Source organism: Clostridium hydrogenum, assembly GCF_021432385.1.
Taxonomy (GTDB): Bacteria; Bacillota; Clostridia; order Clostridiales; family Clostridiaceae; genus Clostridium_S; species Clostridium_S hydrogenum.
Genome location: NZ_JAEACT010000002.1, coordinates 2799667 through 2812205, shown reverse-complemented (window position 1 = coordinate 2812205; position 12539 = coordinate 2799667). Strand labels below are relative to the sequence as shown.

Sequence of the window (12539 nt, the reverse complement as noted above, 5' to 3'; positions counted from 1 at the left end):
TATTAAAGATTGCGAACCAAAAGACAGAGTACGGAGTACAGAGTACAAAGTACAGTGAAGGATGATTTTCTTCCGCTTTGCTACAGAAAATCTTAAAACTTATTTTTTAATGCTTACGCAATCGCGCCATTAATGTTGTTCAGCGAAGCTGACAACATATAAGTTTAGGATTTACCTAACGTAAGGAAAGGTAAATCATCCTTAATTGTACTCTGTCATCTGTACTCTGTACTCTGAATAAAGGTTCGCAATAATTTTATGTTACGTATTAAATAAGCTTATTGCGGCAGTCACGTTAATATTTTGCAATTAAGATGTTATATAGAATTTGTAAAGAAATTTTATAATCGTATTGACTATATCCAACGTTGGTTATATAATGAAATTACACAAATGTTGGATAAAGGAGAAAAAATGATAAAAGCATTAATTTTATTTTATTTAAGTATAAAACCGACACATGGTTATGAAATACAAAAGTTTATTCAAGTAAGTGGGCTAGATAAGTGGACCAAAATTCAATCAGGCTCTATATATTATGCTTTAGCTAAGCTTGAAAAAGACAAGTGTATTGAACTGGCTAGAGAGGATAAGATTGGTTCTAGAATTAGGAAAATATATGGAATAACTGAAAAAGGCAGGGAAGAGCTTGAAATTGCTTTAAGAGAAGAATTAGGCAAGGAAATTGCAAGTGTGGGTTCAGATAAGCTTTTCATATACACAATGTTTAATAGGATAAATAAAGATGAAGTGAAAGAAATAATAAAAAAACATATTAAGGAATTAAAAAAGAAATATGACTATTGGACATATTGGAAAAATATGAAGATAAATAAAAATAGCATGGAAGCAGAGATTATATCCTTTGACATGAGTATATCTAGTCTGGAGTATCAAATAAAGTGGCATGAAGCAATATTAAAAGATGTTGACAGATATATAGATATAAGCAGTAAACAAGAACAAATAATAAAGGATATTGATTTTGGTGAACTTGATGAAAAAGCTGAAATTAATGATTTAGAAATTAACCAAAGAATACAAAGATTAAAAGAAGAAATCGTAAATAATCCCCAAAATGCAAAAGAAAAAATAGATGAGCTTATTTTGATGTTAAAAAAGTAATTCATAAATTATAATTGACTTAAATTTGTGTGGTATGTATGGATATCTAAATATTTCATGGGGTCTATAGATAAACCATTTCAACTATTAAAATTCATGTGCACCATAATGCCCAGAAGACGGCATTTTGGTACAAATAAATTTTAAGTTTCACAGTGGTTTATCTTTATAGGGTTACCGACTCAACTATTAAGTTATGCATGCCTCATAATGCCCAGAACATGGCATTTTGAAACATGTATAACTTAAGTTTCGGTGCGGTAACCCTTTATAAAGCCATATGAAATTTTATTACAGCATATATCCAATGTTGGATAGTAAATGTTGTATATATAATAATTTTTATGGAGGAATAATAATGGAGAAAATATTAGAAGTAAAAAATTTAAAAAAATCTTATGATGGAAAAGAAGTAGTTAAGGGATTATCATTTTATGTTAATGAAGGGGAAATTCTTGGATTTCTAGGGCCCAATGGAGCGGGAAAGAGTACAACAATAAATATTATATCAACAGTAGCTACTTCAGATGGAGGAAATATAGATTTTTATAGTAAAGATATAAAATTGAACATTGATAAGTTTAAAAATAGTCTTGGAGTTGTTCCACAAGATTTTGCATACTTCTCAGATTTAACTGCTTATGATAATGTAAAATTTTTTTGTTCTCTATATGGCTTTAAAGGAAAGGAGCTTAAGGAGGCTGTGAAAACTGCTTTAGAGTTTGTGGGGCTTTGGGAAAGGAGAAAGGAGTATCCTGACGCTTTTTCTGGTGGAATGAAAAGAAGGTTAAATATAGCGTGTGGAATAGCTCACAAGCCTAAACTGATTATAATGGACGAACCAACTGTTGGAATAGATCCACAATCAAGAAACAATATTTTGGAGGCAATAAAAAAGCTTAATTTTATGGGAACGACTATTATTTATACATCTCACTATATGGAAGAAGTTGAGGAGATATGTTCTAGGCTTGTTATTATAGACAAAGGCGAAATTGTAGGAGAAGGAAATAAGGAAAAGATAAAAGATAAGTACAGAAAAATTGGAAAAGGTACTCTGGAAGATATATTTTTATATTTAACGGGCAAAGAGTTAAGAGATTAAATTATCTCTGTTAAAAATCAGGAAAGTATATATAGGAGTGAGAAAATGAAAAATTTTATTGTTCTATTTAATTTTAATATAAAAAGAAGACTAAAGGACTCGTTTATAATTGGCTATAGTGTTATATTTCCAATCATGCTTATTGGAATTTTAGGATACATTACAAGTAAACTATTTGATAATAGAATTGGAATATCATCATTTAATTATTATGCATTAGTAATAATTCCGCTAACTACATTTATGGGTATAATAACAATGATGTATGTTGCAAGAGAAGAAAGTAATTTTAAAGTTTCATTTAGATTTATATCAGCTCCTTTGAGGAAAACGGAAATATTGCTTTCGAAAATAATAAGTGGAGCTGTATCCATGAGTTTATGGAACGTTATAGTTTTATTTATTGTAAAGTTTTTATTTAATCTGCAATTTAAAGGAAAGCTATTGAATGTAGCATTGTTATTGGCAAGTGAAAGTTTTATGTCAGTAGCTATTGGAATTTTTATTGGATTATGTTTTAAAAACTTTAATACAATAAAAAATATAATTAATATACCAATATGCCTATTTGGAATGCTTGGAGGTGCATTTTTTCCTGTTGGTTCACTTGGGAAAACTTTTGAAACAATAAGTTATATTTCACCCTTAATGTGGATTAATAAGGGACTTATTTCAATGATATATGATAATGATTATTCATTTTATTTTATGTCTATAATTATTACTTTAACGGTTGCACTGATATTTACCTTATTTTCAATTAAATTTTTTAAAAAGGAGGCATTTTTGTAATGGGGATATTGTTAATAATAAAAAACAACTTTAAAAGAGAAACAAAAAATAAATTAAAATTTGTACTATATATAATGATACCAACTGTAGCAATAGTATTAACTATTATTTCAAATTCATTTATGAAACCATCTTATACTTTTGGAATAATTGGCAATGTAAATTCAAAGGGCAATGTTAGAATAATAAAGCTTTTAAAAAATACAAAAGATATAAAAGTAGAAAATGCGGACAAAAAAAGCATACAAACAGACTTGATTATGGGAAAATATGCAGCAATACTTGATTTTAAAGGACAAAGTAAGGTTGTTTATTCGGAAAAAAATAGTATATACCTAGCTTCAAAAAAATTATTAAATTACTATTCAACTAGTAATCAGCCAATTAAACTTCAGAAATTTTCAAACGAACTATTTAAAAATCAAATGAGTACAGCCGAAAGGATAATGGGATTTATAATAATGTGTCTATTCATAACAACTACAATGACAGCAGTGATTATGATAAGGGATAAGGAAAATGGTATTTTAACACGTATCAGATATTCCACAAATAAGATTTCAAAATATATTTTAGGAAATTTAATATACAATTATATTATAACGTACACACAATTACTTGCATCTGCAGCAGTTATTAGAATATTTAATATAAATATAGGTATAACTATAACTAATTTTTTATTAATTAGTTTGCTACTGACATTTATTTCAACAGCTTTTGGAACTTTTATGGCAGCTGCATTTAAAACTGAACTCAAAGCAAGTATAACAGCATCCAGCCTAGCACTTCTTACTACTCTACTTGGTGGTGGATTTTTATCAGTAAATAACATGCCTAATGGACTTAAAATTATAAGTAACATTACGCCAACAAGATGGATAATTAAATTTACTACTTATATTGAAAGTAATGATACTCTTACAAAAGGTATTACATCTTTGATATTTCTAATAGGTTTTGGAACAATATTGCTATTATTATCAACAGTATTACAGAAATGTTACAACAGGGATTAGTATAGATATACCAGTTCAACTACCAAAATCAATTTGTATCATGATGCCTAGAAGACGGCATTTTGATACAAATTAATTTTGAAGTTTCAAGCGTTTTATCTCTAATAAGAGTTTCACGAACCTACATGGGCTAAAGCCCAAACCCATAGAATTTGTTCTGCAAGTTCAAATAGCCAAAGCGTCAGCGAGCAATTGAAACAGCTCCATTACGAAAAAATTAAATTATCTACTTTTGTAGAGTTAACGGAGAAAAGTATTCCTTGCCTTACCGTTTAGAAGAGAAGTAAGAATATTGAAGAGACGATTTAAATAAATTTTGATAAATGTTGATGTGAAATAAAGGAGTACTTTTGAGTTTCTATTTTATAGCCTATGGTGTTTTCTTAAGTAAATAATGTAAAAATAAGCTTGATGTTGCTAACTTATATTTTTTTTCGTATGAAATAGAATTAGTGTCTTTCATGAAGCTTTGCAATTCTTCTAATTTGATTCCTTGGCTCATCTTTGATCATATCCATATTTTTTATCCATCCTAAAAATATGTAACATATATACTGATTATCCCACAAAAAGCATGAAATATCCCCCAATCGTAGCACATATAAATCCCATTATCAAAGAGAAGAAATAACTATAAACTTTTAACATTAACTAATGAACAATGGAGAAAGCTTGTTCATTTTGCTTTTAAACATGATGTTGATAGTTGGTATAATGAATGGAATATTTTTGATAGAAATGGATTTTATATAAAAGTATATACAAATAAAAAGCATAAAAAATATGATAGAGGTTATCACGCTTTTTTTAATCGAGAACTTGATGAAGATACAGTTTTACATCCAGAGCTTGCAGCGAAGAATACTTGTATTACATGGGAGTTAGTTGAAGACTTACAAAATACATATCACAACTCAGGATTTTTATGTTATAAGGAAAAATATATATTATTTTATATTACTATATGATTAGGAAATTTTATTGAAAAAGTATGCTGTTAATTTTGTAGAATGAAAATTCTTTTGATAAAAATGATTTAGATATGAAGTTTATTTCTTTCAATAGTTCAAACCACGTTGAGACGGTTGCTCTTTTGTCCCAACAAAAACCGAATGATAGGATTGCGGTTGATTTTGACTTGGATGAGTTGGATGTGACATCAGCTGAGAGCAAAGCTACTTATGCTAAGATAAAAAATTATGTGTTGAAAGATCATGGATTGAAGGTTTTTAATCTTTATATTTCACAGGTGAAAAGGAAAAGGCGATTGTTGATGCGTTAAAACATTTTGGGATGATATAAATAACATCAAAGCTGATGTCAGAATGGAGAGACTTATTTTGTATAAAAAAACAGGAAAATTAAATTGACAGAGCAAGTTGAGTGTGATAGTATTGATTTAACTTAAAACAAAAGGCTATGATGAGGAATAGTAAGTATTAGGGATTTCACAGAGAGAAGATGGTTGGTGTGAATCTTCATTGATCTAATATTGAAGCAGTCTCGGAGCTGTGAACCGAACGGAAAAATCTTAGTAGGCTTCAACGGAATTCCACCGTTATTCAGGAAACAATATCGGATATATCCCGTATTGATAGAGTGCAGAGAAATCTGAAATTAGGTGGTAACACGGAAATGATAGTTCGCCCTAAGTTGACAATAAAAATGTCAGCTTAGGGCTTTTTTGTTTTGAGAAAATAAATAAAACGGAGGTATTAAAAATGGTGAAAATGACACCAGATGAGTTAAGAAAATCATATATTGATTTCATGAAAAGAATAGGGGCTAGTCAAGTACCTTCTTCTAGCTTGTTACCAGAAAATGATCCCTCAACATTGTTTACTGGAAGTGGAATGCAGCCTATGGTTCCATATTTATTGGGGGAAAAACATCCAATAGGTAATGAGATAACAAATATTCAGAAATGCTTAAGAACAGTGGATATTGATGAAGTAGGAGATACCTCGCATTTAACATTTTTTGAAATGATAGGTCGATGGGAATTTAAAGCAAATGAAAATAACTATAAGAATAAGCAAATCGATGCGATATGGAATTGGCAAATTAACGAATTGGGAATTGATCCTAATAGACTATATATCAGTGTTTTTAAAGGAAGTCAGGATTTGAATATAGAAAAAGATACGGAAGCAATTCAAATCTGGTCAGAAAAATTCAAATCAGTTGGTATAGAACCTATAATTGAAGATAATCCATATAAATATGGGACATCTAGAGGTGGTAAAATATTTTTATATGATGAAAAAGAAAATTGGTGGAGTAGATCCGGAAGTCCTTTAGATATGCCTGTTGGTGAACCAGGTGGGCCTGATAGTGAAATGTTCTATGATTTTGAACCAGATGGTGATTCACTGGAGCATCCTGCTTCTGATAGCGGGAGGTTTTTAGAGATTGGGAACAATGTATTTATGTGTTACAAAAAACAAGACACAGGTTTTGTAAAAATGAAGAATCCCAATATTGATTATGGAGGCGGATTAGAAAGAGTCGCAACAGCTCTTAATGATGATAGGGATATTTATAATACGGCGTTCTTCCTTAATCCTAAGAAAAAGCTAGTGGAGTTAAGTGGAAAAGATTATACTGACGATTTAAAGTCATTTAGAATCATACTTGATCATGTGAGAGCTGCTACTTTTCTAATCAATGATGGTGCGGAGCCGGCAAATAGTGACGCAGGGTATATAACAAGAAGGTTATTAAGAAGGGCAATTCGTGCAGGTAAAAAAATTGGTATACAAGGAAGTTTTGTGGGTGAGTTGTCTGAAGTTTATATAGATGAAGCAACAGCTTATGAAGATTTGATTAGTAATAAAAAGAAAGTTATCGAAATAGTAAATAAGGAAGAAAAACTTTTCTATAAAACATTGCAGCAAGGAGAAATTGAAATACAAAAGCATCTTAAAAATAATGGCAAAGTTACAGGTGCAGATGCATTTTATTTTTACGAAACATATGGTTTTCCTTTGGAATTAACGGAAGAATTCCTAACTGAAAGTGGATATAGCATGGAGAACAAGGCATCTTATGTAGAGGCAGCAAAAAAACATGCAGAAAAGAGTAGAACAGCTTCTGTGGGTAAATTTAAAGGTGGATTAGCTGACCAATCGACGGAAACAACAGCACTACATTCTGTAGCTCATTTATTACTTGCTGGATTAAGGAAAGTTTTGGGTAATCATGTTCATCAAAAAGGAAGTAATATTACTTCAGAACGATTAAGGTTTGACTTTAACCATGATGAAAAACTTACACCAGAGCAGATAGCACAAGTGGAAAAATATGTAAATGATGCAATTTCATCAAAAGCAGTTACCTATATTTCAGAGATGTCTAAAAATGAAGCGAAAGAGAGTGGTGTTGAAGGTAAATTTTGGGATAAATACCCTGATATAGTTAAAGTGTATACAATTAAAGACAACAAAGGGAGAGTTTGGAGTAGAGAAGTATGTGGAGGACCTCATGTAGAAGATACTACAAAATTAGGAAAGTTCAGTATTAAAAAAGAACAATCTTCTTCTGCTGGAGTTAGAAGAATTAAAGGAGTTATTAGTAAATAATATCTAAACGGCATGATAATTATAAAAATTATAAGTTTTTATTTGTAGGTGCAATAGGAAATATAGGTTATGCATGGAAGGAAATATCCCCAACAAGTCTACAAAATCCTACTGATCCTGATGCTACTTATAGAAAAAAATATGGTGATAACATTGGCTACGTTGCTAATATAGTTGAAGTAATTAATGATGAATCAAGCATTATTACCAACTATGATTTAAAGCAGAATATTTATAGTGATTCAAGTTTTTCTGATGATGTTATAAAAGCGTTAGCTGCTAAGAAAAAGGAAGATGAAAAAGTTCAAGTTATTACTGATGGTGCCTACTATGAACAAGAAAAAGCAGAAAGGGCACTTGAACTATGAAGGAGCATTAATCCTTGCCTTATCGTTTAGAAGAGAAGTAAGAATATTGAAGAGACGGTTTAAATAAAAATCAATAAATCATAGCATGTGTTATTACAAGTTCAAATTGCCAAAGCGTCAGCGAGCAATTGAAACAGCTCCATTACGAAAAATTCAAGTTTTTTACTTTTCGTAGAGCTAACGGAGAAAAGTATTCCTTGCCTTACCATTTAGAAGAGAAGTAACAGTATTGACGAAATGATTTAAATAAAAATCAATAAATCTTAGGGGGAAATTCGTAAAATACTTAGAAGTTTTAATTGTTTGAGCGCTAGCGAGTTATTAAAACTTCTTAGTATTTTACCAATTTCCCCCTTAGATTTATGAATTTTATTTAATATTTCGTCAATGCTGTTACTTCTCTTCCGTCCACTTAGAGGCCCATTTTTGAATTTCATCCATAGCCTTTTCTAAGTCTCTTCCTTTTTCAGTTAATTCATATTCAATTCTTACAGGCATTTCTGGATACACTTTTCTTATTATAATTCCTTGCTCTTCTAATTCCTTGAATCTTTCTGTAAGCATACGTGCACTTAAATTTGGTATAATTTCTTGAATATCAGAAAATCTTTTAGCGCCATTTAATAAAGAACGTATTATTAATCCAGTCCAACGTTTGCCTAATAATTCAAAAGCAGCTTCAAAACGTGGACATAGATGAAATTTTTCCATAGATATCAACTCCTATTACTATTGTAGCACATTTACTTGACAAAAGTAAGTTACTTATTGTATCATACTTACATAAAGTAAGTTTATTAAATATATTTTAATGATAGGGGAGGATTTATATGATTTCACCGATATTTGTAGCACATGGGTCACCAACAATAGTTATAGAAGATAATGAATATACAAGAACTTTAAAAGAATTTGGAAAAAGTTTAAAACCTAAAGCAATAGTTGTATTTACAGCACATTTTGAAGAAGAAACAACTACAATATCAGCAATTGATGATACTTATAATATGATTTATGATTTTTATGGCTTCCCAAGGGAATTGTATGAAATGAGGTATCCTGCAAAAGGATCAGTAAAAATAGCATTAAAGCTTCAAGATATGTTTAACAAAAAGAATATTAAAAGTAAACTTAATACTAAAAGAGGCTTGGATCATGGAGCATGGACAATACTAAAATTAATGTTTCCAGAGGCTAATATACCAGTAGTTCAAGTTTCGGTTAATCAGGGTTTAGCTATTGAGGAACAATTTAAAATTGGAGAGGCAATACAAGAACTTGGAAATGAAGATATCTTAGTGGTTGGAAGTGGGTCAACAGTACACAATCTTTCAGAACTTAAGTGGGAGGCTGAAAAACCAGAAAAATGGCCTGTAGAATTTGATGATTGGCTTATTGATAAAGTTAAAAGCAGGGATGAAAAGTCTTTATTTCAATATAGAAAATTAGCTCCACATGCAAAATTAGCTGTACCAAGGCAAGAGCATTTAATACCATTGTTTATAGCTATGGGAAGCAGCAAAAACGAAGAATTACCTAAGGTATTAAGTCGAATTTATGAGTACGGAACACTCAGTTATATTTGCCTTCAATTTTAAATATTGATAAATTATTAACAATAAAAATCATAAAAATAAAAAAGAAAGGACTAAAAAGTCCTTTCTTTTTTATTTTGTTAATTAAGCTCTGTTTACTGAACCAAACAATACCATTTTTTCTTTAACTTTAGCTTTGATTGCTTCAAAACCAGGAGCTAATAATTTACGTGGGTCAAAGCCTTTTCCTTGTTGATCTTTTCCAGCTTCGATGTATTTACGAGTAGCTTCTGCGAATACTAATTGACATTCAGTGTTAACGTTGATTTTAGCAACTCCAAGTGATATAGCTTTTGCAATCATATCATCAGGAATTCCAGTACCACCATGTAAAACTAATGGCATACTTCCTACAGTTTTTTCTATTTCAGCTAAAACATCAAAGTGTAAACCAGTCCAGTTTGCTGGATATACGCCGTGGATATTTCCTATTCCAGCAGCAAGAATATCAACGCCTAAATCAGCGATTTGTTTGCATTCAGCTGGATCAGCAACTTCTCCGCCACCAACAACTCCATCTTCTTCACCGCCGATAGCTCCAACTTCTGCTTCAACAGAAAGTCCTTTTGCATTAGCAGCTTTTATAACTTCTTTAGTTTTTTCGATGTTTTCTTCTATACCATAGTGAGAACCATCAAACATTACTGAAGAGAATCCAGCTTCGATTACTTTAAAAGCACCTTCGTAGCTACCGTGGTCTAAGTGTAATGCAACTGGAACTGTTATGTTTAAATCTTGCATTAATCCATTAACCATTCCAACTACAGCGTGATAACCACCCATATATTTTCCTGCACCTTCAGAAACTCCTAAGATTACAGGGGATTTATTTTCCTCAGCAGTTAATAATATTGCTTTAGTCCATTCCAAGTTGTTGATGTTAAATTGACCAACTGCATATTTTCCTTCTTTAGCTTTTTTAACCATTTCTTTTGCTGATACTAACATATATATACCTCCAAAAATAAATTTTTTTTAGCTAAGACATATTTTAACCATATTTATAAAAATATATAGAAAAAATTTTTTCTTTCTACATATGTATTATAATCTAAAATTGTTAAAAATGAAACATGTATTTATTGATAAATTAAAAATTATAGGTAAAATTGTAGTATTTATATACTAAGTTAAACTAAGTAAAAGCATTAAGTCCTATTTGGCAAGGTTTACATATAATAAAAAAATAAAAATATATCTAAATATCATAAATAGTTATATTTGACGGTTTTAATTAGCAATTGTATAATTAGTATGTAAATAATTGATATACTAATTATTTGAAAGGAGATTATTTATGTCACAAGATGAAGAAATTGGAATGCTAACAAATAAAACAAATAGAAAGATGCTGAGGTTTTTAAATTCAAAGCTTCAAAAATATGATATTACACCTGAACAATGGAACGTGCTTTTAAGTTTATCTAAAGAGGAAAAAGTTAATCAAAAGCAATTATCACAAAAAGTAGATAAAGATCAGGCGACATTAGTTAGAATTTTGGACATACTTGAGAAAAAAGAATTAGTAGAAAGAAAATCAAGTAAGGAAGATAGAAGAGCATTTTTTATAGATGTAACTGATAAGGGAAGAGAATTAGTTAACAGGCTTATACCTTTTATATCTGGTACATTTGAGCAAATGTTAAATGGCATATCAATAGAAGAAATTGATACATATAGAAAAGTACTTATGAAAATTAACGAAAATATTTTTAATGCAAATGAGGGAGAAAATTAATGAGTGAAATAAAAAACAAGTTGTGGTCAAGAAATTATATTATTGCTTTATTAACAAATTTATTTATGTATTTAGCTTTTTATTTACTGGCACCTACGCTTACAAGCTATTCTAAGCAAATTGGTGGAACTAGTTTTCAGGCGAGTCTTGTAGTAAGTGTATTTTCAATTACTGGTCTTTTATGCAGGTTTAGTACGGATGCCATATGCAATAAAATGGGCAAAAAGCTTGTAATATTTTTTGGATTGTGTATTTTAGGATTGACTACTTTGTCATATGTTTTTGTGCCTATAGTTGGGGTGATTTTATTTCGTGCAGTGCAAGGAGTTGGCTGGGGTATAGGATCTACTGCTATAGCAGCAGTGTTTTCTGAAATAGTCCCTGAAAAAAGAAGAGGAGAGGGAATGGGATACTATTCTTTATCAATGATTGTTTCAATGTCTGTAGCAACGGTTATTGCAATTATGGTAATGAATAAGTATAATTTTAATGTTATTGCAGCATTATCTATAACATTTGTGATAATTTCAGTTTTATTATTACAAGGGCTTGCAATTAATAAAGGAGAAAAAGTTAAAAATAATACTGTTAATAAAAAACCATTTTCTATTGCAGATGTATTTGAAAAAAAAGCTCTGCTTCCATCATTCCTTTGTTTTTTATTAGCCATAACATTTTGTGGAATTATGAGTTACATAATGATATATGGCAAAGAAATCAAAATGAATAATATATGGCTGTATTTCGCAGGCCATGTTGTTGCTATTCTAATAACTAGACCTTTTATAGGAAAAATACTTGATAAAAAAGGACATGCTGTGGTTATTTTACCGGGTGCAGTTTCTATGATAATTGGACTTATTATTTTATCTTATGTACATTCAATTCCTACATTAGTTGTTGCTTCACTATTTTATGGATTTGGGTACGGTGCAGTTCAGCCATCACTTCAAGTTTGGGCAGTAAACAGATCACCGGAAGATCGTAAAGTGGCTGCTAATGGAACTTTTTTATCTTCAATGGATTTAGGTTTCACCTTTGGAGCCATCATACTTAGCTTTATTGCAAATAGTAAAAGTTATGCCATGATGTATAGAGCATCTAGTATTTTTATGCTTATATTCTTAGCTGTATATGGATACAACTTGATTATGGCAAGAAAAACTGGAAATATGGAAGATGAAGAAGAACAGGCTAGTTAGAAATATATATTGTA

Annotated in this window: 10 protein-coding genes, 2 pseudogenes and 1 other annotated feature; of the genes and pseudogenes, 9 read left to right on the top strand and 3 right to left on the bottom strand. The window is 30.3% G+C overall.

Annotation, left to right across the window (positions count from 1 at the left end):
- Window positions 1-414 precede the first annotated feature (414 nt).
- From CUEA01_RS12935 to CUEA01_RS12920, 4 genes and pseudogenes are all read left to right on the top strand, one after another.
- Window positions 415-1125, top strand: a complete 711-nt coding sequence (locus tag CUEA01_RS12935; RefSeq protein WP_234122025.1) for a PadR family transcriptional regulator — start codon at window positions 415-417, stop codon at window positions 1123-1125.
- A gap of 358 nt (window positions 1126-1483) precedes the next feature.
- Window positions 1484-2152: pseudogene (locus CUEA01_RS12930) on the top strand (ABC transporter ATP-binding protein); the annotation flags it as partial.
- Between the two features lie 123 nt (window positions 2153-2275).
- On the top strand, window positions 2276-3022 hold the full coding sequence (locus CUEA01_RS12925) for an ABC transporter permease (protein ID WP_234122023.1): 747 nt from the start codon (window positions 2276-2278) through the stop codon (window positions 3020-3022).
- Entirely contained in the window at window positions 3022-4041 is a 1020-nt protein-coding gene (locus CUEA01_RS12920; RefSeq protein ID WP_234122022.1) for an ABC transporter permease, read from the top strand. Before CUEA01_RS12925 ends, CUEA01_RS12920 begins: the two co-directional genes overlap by 1 nt.
- Window positions 4042-4411: 370 nt before the next feature.
- Here the strand turns inward: CUEA01_RS12920 and CUEA01_RS25160 are convergent.
- Window positions 4412-4534: pseudogene (locus tag CUEA01_RS25160) on the bottom strand (HTH domain-containing protein); the annotation flags it as partial.
- Window positions 4535-5083: 549 nt separating this feature from the next.
- Between CUEA01_RS25160 and CUEA01_RS12915 the strand changes: the two are divergent.
- Window positions 5084-5323 (top strand): hypothetical protein, encoded by a 240-nt coding sequence (locus tag CUEA01_RS12915; RefSeq protein WP_407929240.1) that lies wholly within the window; start codon window positions 5084-5086, stop codon window positions 5321-5323.
- A gap of 128 nt (window positions 5324-5451) precedes the next feature.
- Window positions 5452-5695 (top strand) — a binding site (T-box leader).
- A gap of 67 nt (window positions 5696-5762) precedes the next feature.
- Window positions 5763-7622, top strand: a complete 1860-nt coding sequence (locus tag CUEA01_RS12910) for an alanine--tRNA ligase (RefSeq protein WP_234122021.1) — start codon at window positions 5763-5765, stop codon at window positions 7620-7622.
- 761 nt (window positions 7623-8383) lie between these two features.
- Here CUEA01_RS12910 and CUEA01_RS12905 read toward each other — a convergent pair.
- Window positions 8384-8701 carry a winged helix-turn-helix transcriptional regulator gene (locus CUEA01_RS12905; RefSeq protein WP_234122020.1) on the bottom strand — a complete coding sequence of 106 codons (318 nt, stop codon included), beginning with the start codon at window positions 8699-8701 and terminating at the stop codon, window positions 8384-8386.
- Window positions 8702-8820: 119 nt separating this feature from the next.
- Between CUEA01_RS12905 and CUEA01_RS12900 the strand changes: the two genes are divergently transcribed.
- Entirely contained in the window at window positions 8821-9588 is a 768-nt protein-coding gene (locus CUEA01_RS12900) for a DODA-type extradiol aromatic ring-opening family dioxygenase (protein ID WP_234122019.1), read from the top strand.
- An 81-nt stretch (window positions 9589-9669) separates the two neighbouring features.
- Here the strand turns inward: CUEA01_RS12900 and fba are convergent, their stop codons facing one another.
- Window positions 9670-10533 carry a class II fructose-1,6-bisphosphate aldolase gene (gene fba, locus CUEA01_RS12895; RefSeq protein WP_234122018.1) on the bottom strand — a complete coding sequence of 288 codons (864 nt, stop codon included), beginning with the start codon at window positions 10531-10533 and terminating at the stop codon, window positions 9670-9672.
- 349 nt (window positions 10534-10882) lie between these two features.
- Here fba and CUEA01_RS12890 point away from each other — a divergent pair, with 349 nt between their 5' ends.
- Both CUEA01_RS12890 and CUEA01_RS12885 read left to right on the top strand, forming a co-directional pair.
- Window positions 10883-11323 carry a MarR family winged helix-turn-helix transcriptional regulator gene (locus tag CUEA01_RS12890; protein WP_234122017.1) on the top strand — a complete coding sequence of 147 codons (441 nt, stop codon included), beginning with the start codon at window positions 10883-10885 and terminating at the stop codon, window positions 11321-11323.
- The gene (locus tag CUEA01_RS12885) at window positions 11323-12525 is read left to right on the top strand and encodes an MFS transporter (RefSeq protein ID WP_234122016.1); all 1203 of its coding nucleotides are present in this window, start codon (window positions 11323-11325) and stop codon (window positions 12523-12525) included. Before CUEA01_RS12890 ends, CUEA01_RS12885 begins: the two co-directional genes overlap by 1 nt.
- The last annotated feature ends 14 nt before the right edge of the window (window positions 12526-12539 follow it).